The 23118-nt window shown below is 59.3% G+C and carries 18 protein-coding genes; 4 read left to right on the top strand and 14 right to left on the bottom strand.

Annotated elements, in window-relative coordinates:
• Positions 1-9: 9 nt before the first annotated feature.
• The 14 genes from F617_RS0122265 to tssA form a co-directional block, all read right to left on the bottom strand.
• Positions 10-897, bottom strand: a complete 888-nt coding sequence (locus F617_RS0122265) for a protein kinase (protein ID WP_026331016.1) — start codon at positions 895-897, stop codon at positions 10-12.
• Positions 887-2299, bottom strand: a complete 1413-nt coding sequence (tagF, locus tag F617_RS0122270) for a type VI secretion system-associated protein TagF (RefSeq protein ID WP_019566779.1) — start codon at positions 2297-2299, stop codon at positions 887-889. The genes F617_RS0122265 and tagF overlap by 11 nt, the downstream gene beginning before the upstream one ends.
• 81 nt (positions 2300-2380) lie before the next feature.
• A complete protein-coding gene (gene tssM, locus F617_RS0122275) occupies positions 2381-5860 on the bottom strand; it encodes a type VI secretion system membrane subunit TssM (RefSeq protein ID WP_019566780.1) in 3480 nt (1159 codons plus the stop codon).
• Positions 5857-7368, bottom strand: a complete 1512-nt coding sequence (tssL, locus tag F617_RS0122280) for a type VI secretion system protein TssL, long form (RefSeq protein ID WP_019566781.1) — start codon at positions 7366-7368, stop codon at positions 5857-5859. Before tssL ends, tssM begins: the two co-directional genes overlap by 4 nt.
• Positions 7365-8705 carry a type VI secretion system baseplate subunit TssK gene (gene tssK, locus F617_RS0122285; protein WP_026331017.1) on the bottom strand — a complete coding sequence of 447 codons (1341 nt, stop codon included), beginning with the start codon at positions 8703-8705 and terminating at the stop codon, positions 7365-7367. The genes tssL and tssK overlap by 4 nt, the downstream gene beginning before the upstream one ends.
• Positions 8695-9900, bottom strand: coding sequence for a type VI secretion system-associated FHA domain protein (locus F617_RS0122290; protein ID WP_019566783.1), 1206 nt, complete (start codon positions 9898-9900; stop codon positions 8695-8697). The genes tssK and F617_RS0122290 overlap by 11 nt, the downstream gene beginning before the upstream one ends.
• A gap of 4 nt (positions 9901-9904) precedes the next feature.
• Positions 9905-10909: a type VI secretion system baseplate subunit TssG gene (gene tssG, locus F617_RS0122295; protein WP_019566784.1), complete on the bottom strand. Its 1005-nt coding sequence runs from the start codon at positions 10907-10909 to the stop codon at positions 9905-9907.
• A gap of 9 nt (positions 10910-10918) precedes the next feature.
• Positions 10919-12700 carry a type VI secretion system baseplate subunit TssF gene (tssF, locus tag F617_RS0122300; protein WP_019566785.1) on the bottom strand — a complete coding sequence of 594 codons (1782 nt, stop codon included), beginning with the start codon at positions 12698-12700 and terminating at the stop codon, positions 10919-10921.
• Entirely contained in the window at positions 12693-13202 is a 510-nt protein-coding gene (gene tssE / locus F617_RS0122305; RefSeq protein WP_013760992.1) for a type VI secretion system baseplate subunit TssE, read from the bottom strand. The genes tssF and tssE overlap by 8 nt, the downstream gene beginning before the upstream one ends.
• Entirely contained in the window at positions 13195-14016 is an 822-nt protein-coding gene (locus tag F617_RS0122310; protein WP_019566786.1) for a type VI secretion system accessory protein TagJ, read from the bottom strand. The genes tssE and F617_RS0122310 overlap by 8 nt, the downstream gene beginning before the upstream one ends.
• On the bottom strand, positions 14013-15407 hold the full coding sequence (tssC, locus tag F617_RS0122315) for a type VI secretion system contractile sheath large subunit (protein ID WP_019566787.1): 1395 nt from the start codon (positions 15405-15407) through the stop codon (positions 14013-14015). Before tssC (F617_RS0122315) ends, F617_RS0122310 begins: the two co-directional genes overlap by 4 nt.
• Positions 15408-15462: 55 nt before the next feature.
• The gene (gene tssC / locus F617_RS0122320) at positions 15463-16944 is read right to left on the bottom strand and encodes a type VI secretion system contractile sheath large subunit (protein ID WP_004431481.1); all 1482 of its coding nucleotides are present in this window, start codon (positions 16942-16944) and stop codon (positions 15463-15465) included.
• Positions 16945-17040: 96 nt separating this feature from the next.
• The gene (gene tssB, locus F617_RS0122325) at positions 17041-17550 is read right to left on the bottom strand and encodes a type VI secretion system contractile sheath small subunit (RefSeq protein WP_013760989.1); all 510 of its coding nucleotides are present in this window, start codon (positions 17548-17550) and stop codon (positions 17041-17043) included.
• Positions 17551-17615: 65 nt separating this feature from the next.
• Positions 17616-18671 (bottom strand): type VI secretion system protein TssA, encoded by a 1056-nt coding sequence (gene tssA, locus F617_RS0122330; RefSeq protein ID WP_080801916.1) that lies wholly within the window; start codon positions 18669-18671, stop codon positions 17616-17618.
• A gap of 220 nt (positions 18672-18891) precedes the next feature.
• Here tssA and tssH point away from each other — a divergent pair, with 220 nt between their 5' ends.
• From tssH to F617_RS0122350, 4 genes are all read left to right on the top strand, one after another.
• Positions 18892-21561: a type VI secretion system ATPase TssH gene (tssH, locus tag F617_RS0122335; protein ID WP_019566789.1), complete on the top strand. Its 2670-nt coding sequence runs from the start codon at positions 18892-18894 to the stop codon at positions 21559-21561.
• A gap of 57 nt (positions 21562-21618) precedes the next feature.
• Entirely contained in the window at positions 21619-22095 is a 477-nt protein-coding gene (locus tag F617_RS0122340) for an Hcp family type VI secretion system effector (RefSeq protein WP_004431488.1), read from the top strand.
• Positions 22096-22203: 108 nt separating this feature from the next.
• A complete protein-coding gene (locus F617_RS0122345) occupies positions 22204-22593 on the top strand; it encodes a Rap1a/Tai family immunity protein (RefSeq protein ID WP_013760986.1) in 390 nt (129 codons plus the stop codon).
• Positions 22594-22604: 11 nt separating this feature from the next.
• Positions 22605-23105, top strand: coding sequence for a type VI secretion system amidase effector protein Tae4 (locus F617_RS0122350; RefSeq protein ID WP_013760985.1), 501 nt, complete (start codon positions 22605-22607; stop codon positions 23103-23105).
• Positions 23106-23118 lie beyond the last annotated feature (13 nt).

Raw genomic sequence — 23118 nt, forward strand, 5'->3', positions numbered from 1 at the left:
AATGAGGCGTTACAGAAGCTGTAAAGCTTCCATTGCCGATTGTGGGCGCAAAGCGGGATCATAATGGCAACAGGCGTCCGCAAGATCTGCGAGGCATTGCGGTGATTGTGCCTTATCCGTCTCGATTAGCCGCCTGGCGAGCCTTCCCACGGCATATATATCCTGATCCGGCTTTGCAGGTGCGCCTTGCATTTGTTCCGGCGGCGAAAATTCAGTTGAGGCAGCAAAGCGCAGGCCCTGTCCGGCGTGTTTACGACCAATCTGCAGGGCGATGCCGAAGTCGCCCAGTCTTGCCGTTTCGAACTTACCATCCGACAGCAGAATATTGGCGGGCGTGACGTCGCAGTGCACATATCCAAATGCATGCACTGCACTCAGCGCTTGCAGCACGCGGCGAAGGATCACGATCGCCTCCGAGGCGGCAATCGGTTGCGCAGATATGATCGATGCCAGTGAGTGCGCAAACCACGGCTGCAACAGACCCGGCCGACCATCGGGTAACCGCAAAAGGGCGGACGTTTCCACAAGGCAGGGATGGCGCAGCGCGAGCCCGATCTCGGCCTCGTCCCATAAACGGTGCAGCAAAACGGTGTCGTCCCTGCGGGCAGGTGGCGCGGTTTTAAGCGCGTGCAGCGAGCCGAGATCGCGGTGGCGCAATTGGAGCAAAAGTGTCGTCTCGCTCTGGTAAGCTGTGAAATTCACGGCAAAGCTGTCCGCAATCCAGTCCGGTTTTTCGCCAGAAATATCTGGTAATTTTCGATCCAGCGCATTTCGGATCTGGTCGATCAGGTCTTGCTGCTCCTGATAGCTTCTTTGCCGCGTGCCCTCATGGCGGATGCTTCGCCAAAGGTCGGAAAAGCGTGCGGCTACCTCCGGATAGGCAAGTTCATTGTTCACGCCGGTTTCCAATCACAATAGCGCTTATATTCTCGCGGGCGTTTTCGATGAGAGCTTCCTGGACCAGGGCATTGGCGCAATCCTTGACCGGGGTGTTGAAGACGATCTCGGCGATGGCGCGGTCCCGGAGGATCTGCACCAGCGGGTAACTGCACAGCAGGACCCTGTCCTGCAAACCCCATTCCTCGAAAACGATGTCCGGCCGGAACTGCTGGGAAAGCCCGACACATTGCGAGAGTTGCTTTTTCATGCCGACAACGACGTGATCGCGCGAAAGCTGGTGCATGGTGCCGTTTTTCAGGAGATAGGCGCGCGCATCACCAGACCACAGGACGCTCAGCCTGCGCGAGATGATCGAAGCTATGACGACGCTGGCCATCGGCCTGACATCGGCACCGGTCGTCTGGCGGGAGAGGAGCAGGCTGTTGATGGTGCCAAGCCTTCCCCTGATCTGTTGCGCCATCATCTCCGGGTTTTCGGCATCTGGCGTTTCCGCAAGAATATTCGTGGCGAGACGGGCGGCCTCTGCAGCGCTGTGCGAATCACCTTGGCCATCCGCTATGGCGAAGAGGGAAGGTGTCTGGGAAACGAAAAGAGCATCCGCATTCAGGGAAAGCCGCGTTCCAGGGTGTGTGGCATAGCTGTAGGTCACAGATGACGGCTGTTCCGCTGCCGGCGCAGGCGCTGGCGCCACGGGCGGCATTTGCTGTTTTGTTTCCTCCTGCGCCGTTGCTGGAATTGGCGCTGGCGTTGAACGGTCCTCGCCGCCTTTGCCCGGCATGTCGCTAAAGAGGCGCACGAAATCGGAGGCTTTGGGTTTGCCGTCAAATTTGAGGCCGCGGGCACGACGGCTGACCGGGTCGATATACCACCAGAGGCTCGTCGGCATACGGCCGCGCACCATTTCCGGCACATCCTCCTCTTCCCGCGATTTTGGCAGACGTAGTTTTTTGATCGAAGTAATAAACCGGGAGATGTCGAAATCGCGGGTCATCGATGTCTCCGCCAGCGCCTCCGCGGCCATGAACCAGGTGTCGTCGAGATAGAGGCTTCGTGGATGTTCGCGGAAGCCATTGAGCTGCGCGATGATGGCGAGCGGATATTTGCGTCCCACCCGGTCAGCACTCGGCACCAGTACACCGACATAGGCGCAGTTTCCCCATATGCCGCGCTCAATGATGAAGCGTATGGGTGGCGACGAAGAGAATATTTCGGGCCATCGGCCCGTAAACATATCCGCACCGGCGTGCATGCCGGATCGCATCCAGCCGTCAAAGGTACCGATCAATTCCCGCTCGAGCCCATCGGAGATGAAATCGCCATGACTTGGGACCTTGCCGAAGAAACCGATGCGATCGCTTTCCGTCGTCGTTTGCGTAGACCTTGATGCCTGATCGGCCATCAGTTGCGATGACCCGCTGTCGGTGTCGTGCCTGCCTTCATTCTAATCCTCTCCTTTGAAACTCACCATTCCGTTCCGTCCCTAGAACTGCGCGGGGCAGGCGAAGCTGGCAATTGCATCCAGCTTGAACGGATTGAGAACCGAGCCGAACTGAATATCGAATTCGGCAGCCTGTCCGCCATTCTCAAACCGCACCCGCAGCAGATCACCCGACTGGTTCTCGATATCGGCACCGTCGAACAGGCGGAAGGGCGACCAGTCCCCATTTTCGGTTTTGGCCTGCTGCCAGCCGCCGGGCTGGAAGGCGATGCGTGACAGGCTTGCCGTGTTTTCGCGCGAAGGCCAGGTGATCGATTTCGCCTGGATCGGACCATGATAATAAACGACCCGCTCGCCCTCGATCTCCAGCATCACCGCGCTGGAGGCATTGGTGAGGGAGACGGGTTTGACATTGATCGAAACCGCCGGCGTCTCGCTACCATTCGGGAAAAAGGCGCGCGAAATCTTGTCGGCATTTTCGAACTGGGCGACGGCGCTGCTGGGAAGGCCGGCCGCGCCAAAGGTACCCTTCCAGCTCCATGGGGTCGTCGTCTTGTCGACAAACGGTTCCATGCGCTGTTTGAAGAAGGTCTGGAAAACCCCTGCCGGCCCGAAGAGACGCGTGAAATCCGCAATGGCGACATCGCGCGCGGAGGTCCGGTCGAAGGGATAACGACCGGTGACGATCGAAGAGCACAGGGAGGCTGAATCTGATGTCCAGAGTTCGGCGATGCGGCTGCGAGCGGACTTCACTGCGAGCGAGCCGACATCCGCCGCCACGCCTGCCACCCAGACGTCGAGCGGTGCCGGCAATTCGCGGGCCTGCTGCAGCAGGTCCTGATTGGCCTTGGTGAGCTGGCTGTCCACGTCGAACACCTTGGCGACTTCATCGGAGGTTGTTGCCGAGCGGGCAAGCTGTTCGTTCAGCAGCTTGAAATGCGCGAGCAACTGTTCCGACGGCGAACCGCCGGTCTTGTCGCCATTGGCCTGCTCGCCCGTTGTGGCTGCGCCTTTTGTCGCCAGCATGTCGCGCAGTCTCGCATAGGGATCGGACGCATTCACCGAGGCCACCATAACGGCTGTGGTTGCGTCGCCTTCCGCAGTGGAGGCGAGGGTGGCGGGGTTTGCTCCGGGGCGGAGATCGGTCGCCTCCGAGATCGATCTGGCGGCCTCCATCACTATATTGCGCTCATTGGCGAGCGCACGAGTGGTTTCCACTGCGTCGCCGAGGGTCTGGGACGGTTTGACCCGAAGGTCGGCCAGCATATCAGCCCATTTTTTCTCAAACCGGTCGAAATAGATTTGCAGCGCGGCCTGCGCCACCTGCTCCACGGTCGCGCCCTTGATGGCATCATCAGAACCGCGCACCCAGCCTTCGGAAAGCGCGATGCGGGCGGCATGAGCGACTTGCGGAATGACGACACGGTGATATCCATCGGCAGTGAAGAGGCCCTCTATGCCCTCCGCCATAGGCGCTTTGCTGCGACGCTCGAAAGCCCGCTCCCCCAGTGGACCGAAAGCCGCCGCGGGTGTCCATTCCATCAATTCGCGCACCTGCGGAAGACCGGCGAGAATATCGTAGGCGCGTGTGCTAATCGCTTGATCGCGGATCGTTTCGCGGGCGGTAGCGATGAGCCGCGCATCGAGCTCGATCGGTGCAAGCACGCCGTTGGCCAGCGCCTTTGCGTGCTGGTCCAGCGCTTCTCGCACCGCAGCCCTTCCATCACCAGGGTAAAGCGATGCGAACATCTGATGCGTCTGCACGGTCAGGAAATCGCGGTCCAGTGCACCCATCCCGCCCAGCATTCCATAGAGTTTCAGCGAATTGAACGTGCGGGTGACATCCTTCTCGTCCTTAAGCTGCTTTTGCAGCTGCACGATCATGCGCGGCAGCAGCAGGGCGTTTAGCGCGCGCTGATAGGCATCACGCTGGCGCCCGGCAATCTTTTCTTCCTGATCGAGACCGAAGCCGACATTCCACATGCGTTCGCGGGCAAAGCCGGAATTGGCATCGCGCAGATTGTCGAGCGCGGGGAGGATGCGCAGGAAATCCGCATCTGCGACGTCTCGTACGGGAATTCCCTGAACGAGCTGCTCATAAGCGCCAAGTTTGCGATCCGCTTCGGCGAGCGCCTGTGTATTGGCGAAATAGGTGAAAATCCAGCCAGTAAAGACAATGGCGACCGCCGCGGCGGATGCGCCATAGGCAATGCGGCGCACCAGCAATTGCCGCCCGGAAAGGCGTTTGTCGCGCATCACCAATGCGGCTTCGGGAAAGATGACATCCTTAAACAGCCGCGAGAGGAAGTAGCTCCGGCGGGTTTTGGGGGCTGCGGGAGATCTTTCCGTTTCCGGCTGCGTTCCCGACGCTAAATAAACGCCGCGCAGAAGCGGGGGCTCAATGAGAGGCGAACTTGCGCAAAGCTCGGCAAGCGCTTCATGCAGGCGGTCCTTCAGACGCGCCAGCTCGGCCGGAAAACGGAAGATACGTCCGCGTATCTCCGCATTCTGTTCCTGCTGCAGGCGTTCGATCAGCATGGCATCGACCCGCTGCTGCAGAAGTTCGAATTCTTCCGTCAGGCGCTGCGGCAGGTACTCGGCGGAGTAGCTCTCATCCAGCTTAAAGGTTGTGCCCCAAACCTGCTGACGGTCGGTCTTGTTGAAACCGTCGAAAAACTCCACGAAACCATGCAGCAGGTCGGCCTTCGTCAGAATGATATAGACCGGGACCCGAGCGCGCAAATATTCGTCGAGTTCCGAAAGCCGCTGACGGATGGAGCGCAGTTCCTGCCGCTGTTCTTCGGGATCACGGTTGAGCAGATCGGGGATGGATAGGGTAACCAATGCGCCGTTGATCGGCTGCGAACGGCGATATCGCCTCAGGAGGCTGAGAAAACCTTCCCAGCCGGCCTTTGAGGATCCGTCGAGATCGTCCTGCGTGGTATAGCGGCCGGCGGTGTCTATCAGGATCGCCTCATCGGCGAACCACCAGTTGCAGTTGCGCGTGCCGCCAATGCCCTTCACCGCATTTTCGCCGAGCGCATCGCCAAGCGGAAATTGCAGGCCGGAATTGGTGAGTGCCGTCGTCTTGCCGGAACCGGGGGCGCCGAAGATCACATACCAGGGCAGGTCGTAAATATAACCGAAGCGCTTTTTCGTGACGCGTCGCAAGAGAGCGAGCGCTTCCTTCAGGCGTGTCTGGATTTCGCCGATTTCCGCCTGCCGATTGGCCAGCGCCTCGCGCTCGATACTGTCGACGAGTTCCTTGTCCTGCTTGCGTCCGCGGTAGATCGTGACGACGATGTAGACCAGCCAGATGGCGACGATGATGCCGATGGCGATGAGCCGGGCCTGCACCGTTCCAAGCGGCTTGAAATCGCCGAGCGCAATCAGATAGCCGTAGAACCAGATGACGACGCAGAGCGCTATCACCCATAAAAGCGACAGGAAACGTCGTCCGACGAGGGCCGCATAGCTCTCGACATAGGAGCGGATCGTATAAAAATAGCTCAATGGATTCATGGCTGGGTCTCTCCCGGCTGCTGTCCCGGACTGTTCTGTATGGGCGGCGAGAGAATGCCGGCATCGCTCAGTTTTTCATCGGGATTGGTCAGGACCATGATTTCTGTTCTGCGGTTTATCTGACGGCCTTCTTCCGTCTTGTTGTCGGCGATCGGGTCGCTGTCGGCCCGGCCTTCGGTCAGGATTGCCTCAGGACCGGTGAATTGGGAAAGAATGTCTCCAACGGCCTTGGCGCGCGCCTCGGAAAGGTGCCAGTTCGATGGAAACTCCACCGTCTTGATCGGCACGGTGTCGGTATAACCGATGACCACCGCACGAAATTTCTCAGCCGCAAGCGCGCCGCCGATACGCTGGATGAGATCGCGGAACTGCGGGCTGACATCGGCGCTGCCTGTCGTGAACAGGCCCGAATTGTTGATGCGAACCCGCAGCCGCCCGTTCACATCCGCAAGGGTCACGAGCTTCCTGTCGACTTCTGGCTGCAGGAAGGCCATCAGCTTTTCAAGCCGGGAGGGTTGTCTCGGCTCCACGATTTTGGGTGGATCAACGACGCGGGGAGTTTCCACTCTAGTTGGCGGCGGCGTTGGTGCGGGAGGGCTTGCGATCAACACGCTCGGTGTTTCGTTCGGCGGCAGATGAGCAAGTCTTTCGAAGGTGACATCGGATGCGCTGTTGAGCGACAGCGTGAAGAAGAGATAACCGAGCGCGAAGGCGAGCGCCATCAGCGACAGCATGGTCCAGAGCGCCGCCATCGCGCGCAATGGCGTATGTCGGGCATCGACACCTTTCCAATGCGGAGAAAGCTCCCGTTCGAAGGCGCCATATTGGCCGATCAGCGTTTTGTAGAGGCTGTCGCGGATGCGTGAAAGCTCGAGCGCTCCTTTCGGTGAAACGCGGGTTCGTCCCTCGAAAGCCAGCGACAAGCACAGATAGATCAGAAGCAGCAGATCCTTGTTGGCGCCGGGCGACTGGTGGAAATGGTCGAGAATGTCGAAAACCCGGTCGCCGCCAGTGACGTCATTGTGGAACGTGGAAACGAGCCCGGAGCGCGCCCAGCCTGCCCGCACACCCCAAGGCTTGCTGAGAACGACGTCATCGACCGTCGCGCAGACGACATAATGCGCAGCCCTTGCCCGCTCGGGGCTAATGCGGGCGGAGGCGAGGTCGCGTTCATAGCGTGTAATTGCTTCAACGCAGGCGCGGCGAAGCTGGTCGGGATCCGGCTCGGCATCGCTGAAGCGCAGCAGATGTGCGAGGTTGAGAAGGGGAGCTGCCGATTGCACAAGTGTCGGAACCTCCTCGCCGCCGAAGTGGAAACCGGTCAGCAGCTGTTCGACCGGCATGGCAGTCGCCTTTGCCCTGCTGGGGCCTGCCGGCTCGTCGGTCTCGACGATGTCCTCCAGGATTGCCGCCATGTTGCGGGCGTTCTGGTTGCGCCGGCGACTTTCCTCGGTGATCTCGACCACCGTTGGCAAGTCTTGCCAGGAAGAGGGGTTTTCCGTGCTCATTCGCGTAATGCCCACATTTCCATTTCAAGCCCGGGAAATTCTCCCGCCAGATGCAGGGCAATCGCCCCTGAAGTATCGAGCTGTTTCCAGAGCGGCGACTGCGTGTCGATCTCGAAATAAACGGTGCCGGATCGATAGGGTAGTTGCCGCGGCAGAACCGGCAGGGACCTCACGGGAATACCCGGCAGTGCCACATTAACCAGTTCGGAAATCCGTTCCACCGGACCGACCTTGATCTGTGCCGGCAGGCGGCGGCGAATATCCTCGGCAGCCATATCCGCCCGCACGGCAAGCACGAAGCCGGCGTCGCGCAGAAGCGTGCGGTCGTGGATAGTGCCGACGCGGACGCCATGACGGCGTTCCACCAGTTCGATTGCGACGGCCGCCTGTTCTAGAACCGCAGACAGCGAGGTACGCAGATCATCAAACACAGCGCCGAAGGTGGCTTTCAGATCGTCGTGTCGATAGGGCGGGAAATCTGTCGCCCGCTTTCTATCCGTGGTGAAGGTGGCGAGCTCGCCGGCAAGCTGGATGCAGTCTTCGTAAAAGCGGATGGGATGAAAACGCGTAGCGTTGGCACAGCGATGCGCCAGTAGCGGATCGGCCCGGTTCAGGATCTGCAGCAGGAAATAATCGCCCACTTCCGCCGTTCCACGGATCGTCGGGTCACCGATGCGTTCGGCGATCGCCTGGGCGCGGTGGCGCACAATCCCCAGAAGCTCCGTCAGCAATTCGTTGAGACGGGGCGCAGCCGCGCAGCTGAGGCTTGGCGGGATGAAATCAGGATCAAGAATGACCGCACGGTCGGAGCGGACTTCGATCACCCGCGCCAGCCCGATGAGGTCATAACCTGAAAGATCGTCACCGGTCTTGAGGAACTTCAGGCTCAGGCGGCCGACATCAATCGGGGCCACGAAATCCGTCTCTATATTGGTATCGGAGACTTCATAGGTGGATGCGGTGAAACGCACATTGTTGGTGTCATTGTGGCCGCTGGCGGACATGTCGGCCTTGCCCGGTTGCCGAGCCGGCAGGGCAAGATAAATGATGGCATTCTTGACGCTTTCATCGAGATCGAGCGGCGGCGGCAGGTCGGAATCTTCAGGCGCCTCGAAGGGCGTTCCATCTGGAAGAATGCCGCGCAGGTTCGACAGAGCGAATTGCCCTATCGACAAGGCGCTGCGATCGACCCCGATCTCAACGATCCCCCACGGATAGGGCGAAAGGTTGCGTGTGGTGTTGCGCACCAGGCGTTCGGTCCAACGGTCGGACTGCTGAAAATGCTGGACGCGAAGAAACATGCCCTCGCTCCAGGCTACACGGTTCTCATGTCTCATCGTGGTCATTTACCCCCTTGGCATCGGCTGTGGCCGCGTCAGTCTGCCGTACCGGCGCGGCTTCACCACGCGCTGCGCGCTGCAGGAACTGCCTGACCGGCAATGGACGGCCGTTTTCTTCGAATTGCTTTTTGTAGGCGGACCAATAGTCTGTTTTGGTGATTAGCCCCTGCCAGTCCCGGCGGCCGATCTTTGCCCGGAAATCGCTGCCGGCGTCGACAGACGCCTCGATAAGCCTCGGCTCGAGCCTTTGCGTGCAACCATGGATCAGGGTTTCAAGCGCGTAGGCAAGTTGCCGCTGCTGGCGGATGAGCCTTTCCATCCGCTCGCTCAAGGAGGCTGACGAACCTTGGCCAGCGCGCTCGCTCTCGAGTTCGAGAACGGCCAGACAATCGGCGCTTTCCTGCTCCAGCGTAGTCAGAAGATCGCCAATCTCCTGCGCGGTAGAAACGCCTGCAGCCGGTGCGTTCTCCGCTCGTAAGTCTTCTTCCGTCTCCGGGAAAACACTGTCGAAATCTTCGCCACCGGCGGCCGAAACCGGACGAGAGATCATTACGGGCGTGTTTAGCGCGTCGGTATGTTCGTGCTCGCTGCTTGCAACCGGCTCCTCATCCCAGTTATCAGGAAGAATGGCACTTATTCCATACGCCGCGGGCGGTTCGCTCCAGCCGATCTCGACATTTCGCGAAATGGATTTCGCCTTCCGTTTGGCGCCCTCGCGCCATGTTTCGGACCAGTCGTCGACAGAGGCAGTGTTGCCCATTATGCCGCCGGCCGAACGGCCGTTCGGGGCGATGTCCGCAAGGATCGCCGAAATGGTCAGCGGCTCGTCGCTCATTCGCAGGGATGCGTCGGGGTCGGAAAAATCCAGTTCGGCATCGCCGCTGATGGCGACCTGAAAAACCTGCCCGCCAATGTTGATTTGCGAACCGTCGCGGAGACGTGCGCTTTCGCCTTCGAGCAGCAGGCGGCCATCGACCAGCGTGCCATTCGCGCTCTGGTCCATTATCGTGAAGCCTTCGCCATCGCGGTTGAGTGTACAGTGCAGCTTGGACACGCGCCGTTCATTGTCGTCGATCTGCCAGTCGCATTCCCGCGAACGGCCAATGACGCGGCGGCCGCGCTCGAAGGTCCACTGACTGGCTCTTGCTGGTCCGATATTGCGTGTGTCCTTGAGTGCAAGCTTCATATCCATGCCCTCACGCGGAAATCGCCGAGCCTTCCCGCTCGGTCACCACAGCGTCAGCGCTGTCTTGTTGGGCGGGTGCCACGCGAGCCCAGCTGTTCCAGCCGAGACGGGCGGGAGCATCGGACTGGCCGAGGCGGCAAAACGGAATGTCCTCCTTTTTCAGGATCACCTGCACATCGAAACGCAATGCGCTTCCGACGAACAGGCGTGTCAGAGAAAATATTTCCGCAAGCCGTTTCGAACCGGGCGTGAGGGCCAGGTAATCCGCATAGGCGACAGGACCGATCACGACCCGGAAGCCGCCGCTCATATCTTCGACAGCGCTTCCCGCTGTGGTGTTCTGTCCGAGCCTCAGTCCTGATGCCTGCCCCAGCTGGCTTTGTTCGTGAAGCGGCAAAGCCACCCAACGCCGGCGAAACTGTTCGATATGGACCGGAAGTCCCGTGAATTCGCAAAGCATTGATGTCAGGGCCGAAACATTGCGGTTGCGGCCGGCCAGAAGACCGCTGAAACGCAGGAGCGCGTCTTCGCTCACGCCTGCTTTCTCGACCAGACCGGCAGTGCGGAACCCGATGAGGGCGAGCAGTGTTTTGCGGAAACCGTTGTCCCTCTGATCGGCCGACCAGCGCAAACCCCTTGCAAGACGGTATTTTTCCGTCGCGGATACAAACAGTTCGCTGAACCTTGCCGCAAAAAGGTTGAAGAAGCTGGCCAGCGCGCCCGAACGATTGCGTTCTTCCCGTTGCAGCAGTTCGCCGTAGGTCGGCGGTAGCGAACCAAGCGGGCCGACGATGGGCGCGAAAGCTGATTTCAGTTCGGCATGACCGCGCTTTCGGCTGAAACCGCTGACTGCAAGCGGTGTCGGCTGTATTCCGCCATGAGCACCGATGACGACCGCGTCATCCGGCGAAACGAACTGGGCGACGCGAAACGCGGTTGCAGGGTCAAAGCGGCCGGGATCGTCGCTGAGAAGCGCCGCCTGTCGGTCTTTGATGGTTGGCGTCTGCTGTAACATACCCGTCTCCTAAAGCAGCGGCCGGTCGGCCGCGCGGGCTGGCCAGCGGGCAATCGGTTTGGATTGGCCGCGCATCGTCGCCGTCAGTCGCGTGAAACTGTTGATCGAGGTGTAGAGCCCGAAGAAATGGTTGAGGACGCCGGCGAAAACAAATGCGGCAGGTCGCGCGATCAGTGCCGGGTCAAACTCCACCGTGATATCTGTTCCCGGTACCATTGCCGAGCCAATCCGGGCATGAGAATTCTGCGCCTCGACATTGCTGATCGCCTCCACGATCTGTCGGGTTTCCGGGCTGTCCCTGAAGGAATAAAGCGAGAGAATGTCCTTCAGCGGCGCGCCGCCGTTGTCGGTGAGCGAGAGATGGTTGAGGAGAAGATGTGAGATCAGCCGCCACTCGCGTGCCGAACGCTCGTTGACGCGGATCGCCTCCGTCGGCGGCATCAGCGCATGGATGGATTTCACCGCCTCGTTGCCGGTAGAAAGCTGCAGGAATGGGTGCCCGCCGCCAAAGGGAAGCTGGCTTGGCAGTTCGCGGTTGAGGCAAAGTGTATCAATGCTTGCCACCATGTCGAGCGGCCCAAGCGGGCCGCGCTTCTGATCCACGAAGGCGATGTCCGTATCGGAAGAGCCGTCATCATCGAACCGGCGCTGTATCTGCCAGTAAACGTTTGCGCCATTATTGCGCTGTGTGCGACCAAAAAACGGAGACGTCTTCTCGGTCTGTCCGGAACGGCTGGTCAGTTGGACGTTTTCAACGGCATAGATCTCGCGCGTCCGCTGCCGCCGTGCATCCGGCAGCAGCCTGTATTCCGTCCGCGTACCATCAAGACTGAGCGGTTCGCAGCTTTGTTTGAACAGGTTGATCACCGGTGAGGCGTTCAACACAAAATCTCTGACCGACACCATGCGCTCAAGCCGCGTGTCGGCCGCATCCAGATAGATGTATAGCTCGCAGTCGCCGCCGCCCCATTTCTGCAGGCCGTCAATGTCGAGAAACAGAAATTTCTGCGGCAGCGCGAAGAATTCGGTGAGAAGCCGGTATCCATCAAAACTGTTGGCTGGATATGGCAGCATGGCTTTATCGCGAGAGTACCCGGACGGCGTAAGATTTCCGGCGGGCAGGAAAACGGCTTCCTTGTCCTCGGCGTGACGCGCAAGCGCCATGCCGACGCAATGGTTGGTCAAAAGCTCGTAAATCGCTGTCGCCTGCTGCCATGCGGCGGACAGGAAAATCTGGAGTTTCGTCAGTCCCATTTCCGGGAAAGTACCGCTGCGCGGGGCCGTGCTGCGTAGCGAAAGCCTCAAACAGCTGGCCGTGCCGGCAAAGGACGCCGAAAAAGGGGCATCGATCGGCTGACCGGTGAGTGTGGCAGCTGCGATCTCCAGTGGAAGGATCTCGACGTCCTGCGTGGTGCGGAAACGGCAGCTTTCGCCGCCAACCGGTTCGGCGAGAATTTCGCTGTGGCGGGGAAGCGTCTGCACGGTTGCCAGCGCCGGGCTCGGAGCGAATTGCACGACGCTCATCGAAGGGATCGGGGCAAGATAATGCGGATAGAGCGTTTCCAGCAGACTGTCCGACAGTTCGGGGAATTCGTCATCCAGCTTCTGGCGCACCCGGGCGGCGGAATAGGCGAAACTCTGGATCAGACGCTCGACATGCGGATCGTCGGCAACGTCGCCCGTCATCCGCAGCCTGCCGGCGATCTTTGGAAACGCCGCCGCGAAACGAGATGCGCGCTTTCGCAGCGCAAAAAGCTCGTCATTGTACTTTTCGAGGAAGCCTTCAGCCATTCGTCGCCTCCACCAGGAATTGCTGCGTGGAAGGATCGATCCGGGATTCAAAGCTGATCGGCGGCATGCCTTCCTGTAGGCGGAAGCTTGCCTGTATGCGCATGCGAAGCGCCCGGTCACCATCCGTGCGGTTTTTCAGGATCGTCACATGCACGTCGGCAAGGCGTGTTTCGAACAGGGAAATCCGCCGCTCGATGCTGCGAGCGAGTCGCGCCTTGGAGGCATCCGTCACCAGATTGGCCGAAAGAATGCCGTCCACGCCGTAGCTTACGAGGGCATCGGACAGTTCCTTCAACGCAGCCGGCGGGCCGGCCGGGTTGCGGCGAGTATTGAGCAATGCCTCGAGGTCGCGGCGGATCACCTCGCGCATCTCGCGGGCCTGATCCTTCAGGCTGACGAGCATATCCGTTTCCGCATCCGGCGCGTCATCGAGCAGCCGGTCCAGAACCGAGCGCGATAGCGTCCTTTGCCGTGCGCGATATTGCTCCAGCGGATCAACCACGGGCGATCTGCCTTTCTTCGTCGGACAGGGCGGAAAGCGCGCCGATTTCGTGGAACGGCACAACATCGTCGCCAATCAGCAGGCAGCGTTGGCCGAGACCGGTTATCAGTGGTTCACCCTCACTCCAGTGCGTTTCTCGACCGAGAAGGAGGCCGACATCGTCACCCGCACCGTGATAGATCGCAGGAAGCAGTACGGATGCGACTGCCCCGTCGCGCAACGTCAGTTCGGCGCCGCGAAAGGCGAGGTCGCGCGGGCGGCTCATGGGGTCGATGCTGAGGCTCTCGATGCGTCCGTAATCGATCCAGAGATAACGTCCGCCGTTGGTCAGGACTTCCAGCGCATGCGGAACCCGATCGTCCAGATCGCGGATGTCGCCGGCGCTCTTGCCGTCGTGGCCGATTGGCACATTGCCGCGTTTTTCGTCGAGTTCATTCAACGCGTCTTTCGCGCCCTCGACATCGCCGCTCCGCTCGGCAATGTTCGCCCGGATGGCCAATTGGTCAAGTTCGGAGGGGCCGCCGGGGAAATCCGGTACGGCGCCGCTTTCAAACCACGCATTGCGTGCGGCCATGGCGCGCAGCTGGTGGCGGAAGAGGGAAAAACCGACGCTGTCCTGCGGTGAGAATGTTGCGGCCAGATTGCATTGCGCATCGGCCTTTTCATAGTCGCCGGCGAGGACGAGCAGATCGATGTAGAAATGGCGGCCATCCTTGTCGGTCGGCCTGGTTTTCACATGGTCCCGCGCGAGCCCGATTGCGTCTTGCAGCTGGTTGTCGTCCAGGAGGCGGGAAATTTCGTCGCGCAGCGTCATGCGGATATCCTTTGCGGCTCGGCCGAAGGCCGGGATGCGGCGGTGGCCGGCATCATGGTTTCGGCAATGAGGTGGAAGCTCGTGGAGACGTCATCGAGCTGGAAATGCGGCTGAAGGCGGACGGTACATGAGAATGTTCCGGGCTTGCCGGGAACCTCGAAGACATTGATCCCTGCAGAGCGCAGCGGATAGCGCGTGCGCAACGCCGCCTCCGCATCGTCGTTGCCGAGCGTATAGGAGGAAAGCCAGCTTTCCAGTTTACGCTCGATGGTCGTGGCATCGCTGAGCTGGCCGATGTCATCGCGCATGATGACCTTGAGGTAATGCGAGAACCGGGAGGCACACAGCACATATTGCAGCATGGCAGCGAGGCGGGCGTTCTGCCTCGCCGCTTCGGTGGAGTAATGGCCGGGTGCATGCAGGGATTGGTTGGCGTTGAAGATCGCCATGCCGGAAAGATAGGTTGTGGAGACGGGTACGATGCCCAGATCGGAAAATTGCTGTTCCTGCCCAGTCGTCAGTTGCACTTCCACGGGCGGCTGGGCGGACAGGCCGTTACTCTCGATGCCGAGATCAAGCGGTGGCAATTGTCGGGCAGAGAGCATGCCGCCATCCAGGGCGTCCTGTGTCACACCGCGCAGATCCGCAAACCAGCCGGAATCGACGAAATTGCGCACCACAACCGTTGCGAAGGCAAAGGCGGCGTTGCCCCACAGCAGGGTCTCGCCGCTTTCCGCCACATGCTCGCGGAATGGAAATCCGTCATCCCGCCCGCGCGCATAGGGCCTGTAGGGAGAACGTAGCAAAACGCGCGGTGCGACAAGGCCTACGAAGCGTGAATCGTCGCGTGCGCGAAGCGCATTCCACCGCAGCCGCGATTTCTCCTGTTTCAGCCAGGAAAAGTCATATACCCGGCTGAGCTCCGAAAAGTCCTGCAGCCCAACGGTGGAGGGCGAAGCCGCCGCTACGAAAGGGCAGAAGGCGGCCGCAGCCACCATGCCGATCTGTGACAGCGTTGTGATGGAATCGGCACCATCAAGATCATCAGGGGAAAAGGCGTAGTCACCGATCAGAAGGCCGACCGGTTCGCCGCCCGGCATGCCAAATTCGCGGTTATAGACGACCTCGAAAAGATGGCTCTGGTCGAAGTCGGTGGCGCGTTCCGTGTTGCGGGCAAGGTCGCGCCAGCTGGCGTTCAGCAGTTTCACCTTCACGTCGGTGCTGCGGCCCGCCTCGCGCACGACCATGGCAAGCCCGCGCCATCTCGCCTCCATCGCCTGAAAATCGGGATGGTGGAGAATAGCGTTCACCTGGCCGGTCAGCGCATCGTCGATGAGGGCGATGAGCTGGTCGGCGAAAATACGGGCGTCCGTGAAGGACTGATGCGCCATGAGTGTGCTCCGGATGATGAACGGGGCCGGGGTGGCTGAGCACCCCGCACCAGGCTCAGTTCTTCGACGGAATACGGGCGACCATGCGCAGCGAGGTCGTCAGTTCTTCCATCTGCAACCAGGGCCGCATCCATGCGACCGCATTGTAGGCGCCGGGTTTGCCGGGCACTTCCTGCACGGTCACCTTGGCATCGCGCAGCGGATATTTGGCGCGGCTTTCCTCACCCGCCTCGTCATTGGCGTTGACGTAGTTGGCGATCCAGCGATTGAGCCAGACTTCGCAATCGGACGCTTCCATGAAGGAGCCGATCTTGTCGCGCCCCATGACCTTGAGATAATGCGCGAAACGCGACGTGGCCATGATGTAGGGCAGACGTGCCGAAACGGCGGCGTTGGCCGTTGCTTCCGGCTTGTCGTAGAGCTTCGGCTTGTGCGCGGTCTGGGCGCCGAAGAACACCGCATAGTCCGTGTTCTTATAGTGGCACAGCGGCAGAAAGCCGAGTTTGCCGAGTTCGGCGTCGCGGCGGTCGGTAATGCCGACTTCGGTCGGGCATTTCAGATCCAGGTCGCCGTCATCGCTGGAGAAGACATGCATGGGCAGGTTTTCCACCTTGCCGCCGTTTTCAGCCCCTCGGATAGCCGTACACCAGCCGCTTTTTGCGAAGGCATCGGTCAGCTTGGTGCCCATCACGTATGCGGCGTTCATCCAGCAATATTCGTCATGCTCAAGGTCACCATTCACCGCACCCTTGGTTTCGTCATAGGCGAAGTCATCGATCGGGTTGGTTTTCGGGCCGTAGGGCATACGCGCCAGCACACGCGGAAGAGCAAGCGTGACGAAACGGGAATCGTCACTTTCGCGGAAGCTGCGCCACTTGGCATATTCGACCGTGTCGAAAATCTTTTCCAGATCGCGCGGACGGGCGAGATCGCGATAGTCCTCGAAACCGAACATGTGCGGGCTGGCAGCAGAGATGAATGGCGCGAAGGCTGCCGCCGCGATCGATGAGACGCCTTGCAGCAGCTGGACGTCATCGAAGGAATTGTCGAATTCGTAATCGCCGATAATGGCGCCGAGCGGTTCGCCGCCGGGGGTGCCGAATTCGTCTTCATAGATCGCCTTGAAGAGGCGGGACTGATCGAATTCGACGGCTTTTTCGAGATCGCGCGCCAGTTCACGCTTGCCGGCATTCATGACGCGGATCTTGAGGTTGACGCTCGTTTCGGAGTTCTTGACGAGATAGTTCAACCCGCGCCAGGTGCCCTCAAGCTTGGCGAATTCGGGCGCCTGCATGATAGCGGCGAGCTGTTCGGAAATCGTGCGGTCCAGCTCCGCGATCGCGTGGTTAAGGGTGACGGTGAGGTTGCGATCATATTTTACCGTCCCCTTCAGTGCTTGATCGGTCAGCGTACGCAGGAGGTTCTGCGCGCGGTCCGGTTCGGTTTGACGGGTAGCGGCAACCACCTTGGACAGCAGTCCCTGATCTTCGGCGGTCGTTGCCTGTGCTTCATTTTTCAGCAGGCTCTCAGCGCTCATGTTTCAGTCCTTCCACATGCGGCTTTGAAAATGCCGCTTGAACAGTTAGAAGCCCCAAGCGGGGCCGTTCGAGGAGATTTTCCTCCACACAGGCGATTATTCGTTCGCGCCGTTCTTTTCCTTGAGTTCGGAAACCAGCGTTGCGAGGTCGGTCTTGTTTTGCAGAATATCCTCCAGCATCCGCTCCAGATCTTCCGAACGGTCGGCCTTGGAAAGAAGGTCGCGCAGTTCGTTGCGGGCATCCAAAAGCGCCTTGAGCGCCGGAACCTGCTGCACGACAGCGCCGGGTTCGAAATCATCCATACTTTCGAACTTCAGGTTGACCTGCATGTCCGTGCCATCCTTTTGCAGCGTATTGGCAACGGAAATATTGAGGCCGGGCGTCATGCGCCGCATGACTTCGTCGAAATTGTCGCGGTCGATCTGAACGAATTTACGCTCCCCGAACGGCTTGAGCGGCTGGGTGGGATTGCCGGAGAAATCACCGAGCACACCGACCACGAAAGGCAGTTCCTTGACTACCATCGCGCCTTCGGTTTCGACTTCGTATTTGATGTGAACGCGTGGTTTGCGAACACGCTCCAGCTTCTCATGTACACTTGCCATTTCAACCTCCTTGGTGCCCCTTGGCACAGACGACTGTTACGGAGCGGCGTCGCGCTCCGCGCTTTCTATTTTCCGTTGCTCTCTCCGCTTGGCTTGATGCCGGCGGCGGTTAAGACTGCGTTGCGAACCTGGGCTTCCGGCAAAAGCTCGGCCAGCAGTTCCGAAAAATCCATGCGTCCCCTGCGCACCAGTGTCTCTATGGCAAGGGAGATCGGTGAATGCGGCTCGGTACGGCGGAAGTAACGCGCAACCGAGAGAAGAGTTTCAAATGCTTCGTCGCGCGATAATATGCCTTCCGGTGCGGTCACGGCGGGCCGCGCGGCCGCCGGCCCGCTCTCGTCTGAACCGCTGATGCCCACAGGTTCCTGTTCGACGGATGCCGGCTCCTGGTCACGCCCGCCGAGCGAGCGAATTGCAGACGCTGCTTCGACCAGCGTGTTACGGATATGGGAACTCGGTGGTGCGGATTGCCCGCAGCGCTCGGCAAGGATGGCCATGATGGCATCAAACGAGGAGAGGCACGCAGTCACCTCTGCCAACTGGGATGACATGGCGGCAACGCCAGTTTCAGACGCAAGCCGATATAGCTCTTCGCGACGTTTGCTCTCATTTGGGCGCTGCGCGAGTTGAAAGTCCCATAGGCTGTGTTCGCCAAATTTGCCGCCTGGGATCAATGAGGCGAGGCGCAAAGGCTGAACAAGCGTTCCTTCGCTGCCGACACCGTTCAATCCCGCTAAAGGTGCAAATTTTTCTTCGTCATTATCGTCGCTGATTGACCGCAGCGAGTCCCAGTGGTTGTAAAACAGCTCTTTGCCGAGGTCGTAGATTTCGCGCAGACCATGAAAGCCGCGCAGGCGCAGCGATGCTTCCGCAAGCCACGCCAATATTTCAACATCCTTGCTTTCGGAATATATAATCTGCAATCCAAGATTGCTGACATTATCCCAGCTACTGGATATTTTCAGGTTATCCTGCGGAGAAGCGGCGCGCTCTTCTGTACGAGCTTGGTTTCTTTCATCCTTAATTCTATAGTATATTTCACGCGTTCTTGCGTTGACCCGGATATTTTCTCCGCAGTCATTCAGAAATTCTACATATGTTTTAACGTTCGGCGCGTTCAACGGCAGTCTATCTCCGAGAAATAGTAATGGATTTTTTGTAGTTACTTCCCTTACGTAAGGCTATTCATAAGACAGACTTATTCTAAATGTGTCTAAATTGTGGCGTCTAGTGGATAATCTCATCTGACAAAAAATCAACTTCGGGGTGGACAAGTTGGTTTCATCATCATATTTACTCCACGTCACGTTGTGGAATGAACCCGGGCAGGAGGCTCATTGCATGTCGCATATCGATCTCAACCGCCTTGTTGGAGCGCTTGAGCCAGACCTGCGTGTTACCCTTGAAGCTGCGGCTTCTGTTGCGGTGCGCATGGGGCACAGATACGTGGATATCCCGCATTGGCTGCTTGCGGTTGTGGACTCCGGCATCTATGCGAAAACATTCGAGGAATTAAAAATTCCACTTCCGGTATTGCAGGCTGAAATCAGCCGCAGTCTGGAGGAGTCCATCATCGGCGACGGAGAGGCATTGTCGCTCTCCCAGAACATCCTCACGGCAGCCCGCGAGGCATGGATTCTCGCATCGCTGGAGGCTGGCCGCGACCGTGTTACGCTTTGCGATCTTCTGTTGGCGATGGATGAGGAAACCTCACTTCGCTCTTTCGTCCGCTCGGCATTTCCTTCTCTCAAGGCGATGGATCGCACCGCGATTGGGCGTCTTCGCAACTCGACTGAAAATGGCGCAGGCGTGGATGTTCCTTCCGCGCTGGCAGGCTCAGGGCAGGCAGGGACAGGACAGTCTGCAGGCCAGAATGATTTCTTGCGCCTTTACACCCAGGACATGACCGCAGATGCCCGCAACGGCAAGGTTGATCCTGTTATCGGCCGCGATGATGAGTTACGCCAGCTCGTTGATATTCTAACGCGCCGCCGACAGAACAATCCCATCCTGGTAGGTGAGGCGGGGGTTGGCAAAACGGCGGTTGCCGAGGCGCTGGCGCTGGAAATCGCGTCTGGCAACGTTCCGGAAAAGTTGCGCAATGTCCGCCTGCTGAACCTCGATATTTCGCTACTTCAGGCCGGTGCCGGCGTTAAGGGTGAGTTTGAGCGCCGCCTTCATGGCGTAATCGATGCGGTCAAACGTTCTACCGAACCGGTCATCCTGTTTATCGATGAGGCCCACGGTCTCGTTGGTGCGGGTGGTGCGGCCGGGCAGGGCGATGCGGCCAATATTCTCAAGCCCGCTCTGGCGCGGGGTGAAGTGCGCACCGTCGCGGCGACGACCTGGAGCGAATACAAGAAGTATTTCGAAAAGGATGCGGCGCTGACCCGTCGTTTCCAGCCTGTACATGTGCGCGAGCCGGATGAGACGACCGCCATACGTATGTTGCGCGGTGTCGCTGACAGCTTCGTCAGCCATCACAACGTTGTCGTTCGTGACGAGGCGGTCGTGGCCGCGGTGCAATTATCCGCACGCTACATGCCCGCGCGGCAGTTGCCGGACAAGGCCGTCAGCCTTCTCGATACGGCCGCGGCTGCCGTCTCACTGGCACGGCAGACCGAGCCGGAGCGGCTGCGCGCTATGGAAAGCGAGCGGCGCCTTCTCACCGATGAGTTGAACTGGCTTCTGCGTGAACCGCAGGATGGCGCGATTGACAGCCGTATCCAGTCGATACGGGGCGAAGTCGAAAAGCTTGAGAGTGGGATCGATGATCTGCGCAGCCGTTACGACGCGGAGATGGCTGAGCTAAGCGAAGAGCAGCCGGTTGAAGGCGATGTTTCCAATGTCTCTCCCCTGCGGCCTGCGGTTGAGGCAAAACCGGCAAATGCCGAGAGACTTGTCCCGACGGTCGTTGATCGTGAGGCGATCGCCGCCGTCGTTTCGCGATGGACCGGAATTCCACTTGGCAAACTTCTGGCGGACCAGATCGAAAGTGCCCGGACACTCGATGCGCGTATGCGGCAGCGGGTGGTGGGGCAGGATGCTGCAATTGCACGGATTGCCGATGCCATGCGCACTGCGCGGGCCGGATTATCCGATCCGCGCCGCCCGCCGGCCGTTTTTTTCCTTGTTGGCATGTCCGGAACAGGAAAGACCGAAACCGCGCTGTCGCTCGCCGATATGCTCTACGGCGGCAACAGCCATTTGACGACGATCAACATGTCGGAGTTCAAGGAAGAGCATAAGGTTTCGCTGCTTCTCGGTTCGCCGCCCGGCTATGTCGGTTTCGGCGAAGGCGGCGTGTTGACGGAAGCGGTGCGCCGTCGGCCGTTCGGCGTTCTGCTCTTGGATGAGATCGACAAGGCTCACCCCGGCGTCCAGGACATTTTCTATCAGGTGTTTGACAAGGGCGTGTTGCGTGATGGCGAAGGCCGCGACGTGGATTTCAAGAACACCACTATCTTCATGACGGCCAATACAGGCTCGGAGTTGCTCTCGGCGCTGTCGGCCGATCCCGACACGATGCCGGAAGGCGAAGCGCTGGAAGCGCTTCTGATGCCGGAGCTTACCAAACAGTTCAAGCCCGCGTTCCTCGGGCGCACGATCATTCTTCCCTTCATGCCGCTTGGTACGGAGGCGCTTGCAAGGATCGTGGATATGCAGATTGGCAAGATCAGGGAACGTGTGCTCGCAACATATGGCACCGGCCTGACCCTGTCCAATGTGGCGCGAGATGCCTTGGTGGCGCGCGCCGGTGCAAGTGAGATTGGCGCACGCGCCATTGAAATCATGATCGGCAAGGACCTCCTGCCGCCTCTTTCCAGCTTTTTCCTCGAAAAGGTAATCGCGGGAGAGCGTGTCGGGAACATTGTTGTCGATTTTGGTGAAAACGGGTTCGGCATTCGTGCCGAAGAGGCTGGGGAAGCAGATGAATTCGCCGTAACCGAAGAGGTTGGGGTGGATAAAGTTGCCGCGTCGGATGGGGCTACCCGACGCATGCGGCATTAAACGAAGGGTAACTCGGCCTCGGAGCAAGAGGTCATTTTAGCTACAGGAGCTTACAGCATGCCAATTTATCTGCAGATTGACGGTATCCAGGGCGACGCCACCCATGAAGAACATCGCAAGTGGATGGATATTGAAGCCATTCACTGGAACGTGGCCCGCAACATGAACACCTCTGCTGGTTCTGCTGCAAACCGCGAGGCATCCGAACCGACCATTTCGGAAGTCATTCTGACCAAGGTTAGCGATTCTTCTTCCACCAAGCTTTTCCAGGAAGCCTGCGCCGGCCGGACCGGCAAGCTCGCAACCATTCATCTGGTGACCACGGGTAATCCCGGCAACACCTATATCGAGTATCTGCTGACAAACACGCTTATCGCCAGCTACTCGGTGGATTCCAGCGGTGACCGTCCGGTGGAAACCGTCAAGCTCAACTTCACGAAGATGGAAGTGAAGTACACGCCGTTCGACGACAACAACTCGCCGCAGTCTCCGATGATCGCCTCCTACGATCTGGCGACGACGAAGGCTGCCTGATCGTGACGCGACCCGGTGCCGGCGTTGCCGGCACCGGAACGTTTTCAATGCAGTTTTGCAGCTCACGTCGTGATGTTTCACGTCGAGTTTGGTCTAGGTGGTTTTTTGATGCGCTCCCTATATGCGTTTTTTGTTTCCGTGCCGGTTGTTCTGGCATCTTCCGGTCTTTCGCCGGTCGGTGCGGCGGAGCGGACATGGATATTCTCTGGTGCCGAACTCAAGCAGGCCATCGAGGGTAAGCTTGCCCCGGAGGTGTCCGATCCGGAAATGCGGCGGCTGGTTTCCGTTGCAAAATCAAGCGCCTATATCGCTGGCGTGGCCGATCTGACGAGCGGATCGGACTGGTGTGGTGCAGGCGCCGTGGCGCCCCATGAACTCAACGACCGGATCTACACCTATCTCGGCGATCTTCCTGCGGAAAAACTGGATGAACAGGCAGCCACTCTCGTGCGGGAGGCGCTCAAGGTCTCCTTTCCCTGTGAGCAGAAAAGTAACTAGTGGGACGAACCATGCGCGTTAACTTTGACACTCTTTATAAGAATTATCCGAGCAGCGACCCGTCGCACCCGAACTATGTCAGCCAGCGTGATCTTTTCACGGAAATAGGCTGGGATGATTTTATCGGTAACCCGAACTATCACAATACCTGTGCCATCCGCGTTAGCATCGCTTTCGTGAAATCGGGGATCAACATCGTGCCAGCCTCGCATCGCATCCAGAAAGGTCCATATGCGGGCAAGGGCATTGAGGTGAACATGCGCCGCCTCGCAAATCTGGTGAAACGGACGAGCTATCTAGGCGAGCCCGAACCGTTTACCCCCGCGACAGCGCGTAATGGCATCGGTGCCCGTAACGGTGTTGTGGCGTTCAACAATATCCCTGGTTACACCGGAGGCGGCCATATCGATCTTGTGCGGGGTGGCTCAGAGGCCACCCAATGCGCGTCGGCCTGCTACTACAATTCGGAAACGATCTGGTTCTGGCCACTTCAGTCCAGCCGCGGGTCCTGATTAGGAGTGTTCC

The organism is Agrobacterium sp. 10MFCol1.1 (assembly GCF_000381165.1).
Taxonomy (GTDB): domain Bacteria; phylum Pseudomonadota; class Alphaproteobacteria; order Rhizobiales; family Rhizobiaceae; genus Agrobacterium; species Agrobacterium tumefaciens.

Coding starts and splice junctions, on each gene's coding strand:
- tssF (WP_019566785.1), bottom strand. CDS start 12,700: ATGGCTGAAGGCTTCCTCGAAAAGTACAATGACGAGCTTTTTGCGCTG.
- tssH (WP_019566789.1), top strand. CDS start 18,892: ATGTCGCATATCGATCTCAACCGCCTTGTTGGAGCGCTTGAGCCAGAC.
- F617_RS0122310 (WP_019566786.1), bottom strand. CDS start 14,016: ATGACGCTGCGCGACGAAATTTCCCGCCTCCTGGACGACAACCAGCTG.
- tssB (WP_013760989.1), bottom strand. CDS start 17,550: ATGGCAAGTGTACATGAGAAGCTGGAGCGTGTTCGCAAACCACGCGTT.
- F617_RS0122290 (WP_019566783.1), bottom strand. CDS start 9,900: ATGGATATGAAGCTTGCACTCAAGGACACACGCAATATCGGACCAGCA.
- tssL (WP_019566781.1), bottom strand. CDS start 7,368: ATGAGCACGGAAAACCCCTCTTCCTGGCAAGACTTGCCAACGGTGGTC.
- tssC (WP_004431481.1), bottom strand. CDS start 16,944: ATGAGCGCTGAGAGCCTGCTGAAAAATGAAGCACAGGCAACGACCGCC.
- tssC (WP_019566787.1), bottom strand. CDS start 15,407: ATGGCGCATCAGTCCTTCACGGACGCCCGTATTTTCGCCGACCAGCTC.
- F617_RS0122350 (WP_013760985.1), top strand. CDS start 22,605: ATGCGCGTTAACTTTGACACTCTTTATAAGAATTATCCGAGCAGCGAC.
- tagF (WP_019566779.1), bottom strand. CDS start 2,299: ATGGCCGATCAGGCATCAAGGTCTACGCAAACGACGACGGAAAGCGAT.
- tssM (WP_019566780.1), bottom strand. CDS start 5,860: ATGAATCCATTGAGCTATTTTTATACGATCCGCTCCTATGTCGAGAGC.
- F617_RS0122345 (WP_013760986.1), top strand. CDS start 22,204: ATGCGCTCCCTATATGCGTTTTTTGTTTCCGTGCCGGTTGTTCTGGCA.
- tssK (WP_026331017.1), bottom strand. CDS start 8,705: ATGAGACATGAGAACCGTGTAGCCTGGAGCGAGGGCATGTTTCTTCGC.
- F617_RS0122340 (WP_004431488.1), top strand. CDS start 21,619: ATGCCAATTTATCTGCAGATTGACGGTATCCAGGGCGACGCCACCCAT.
- tssG (WP_019566784.1), bottom strand. CDS start 10,909: ATGTTACAGCAGACGCCAACCATCAAAGACCGACAGGCGGCGCTTCTC.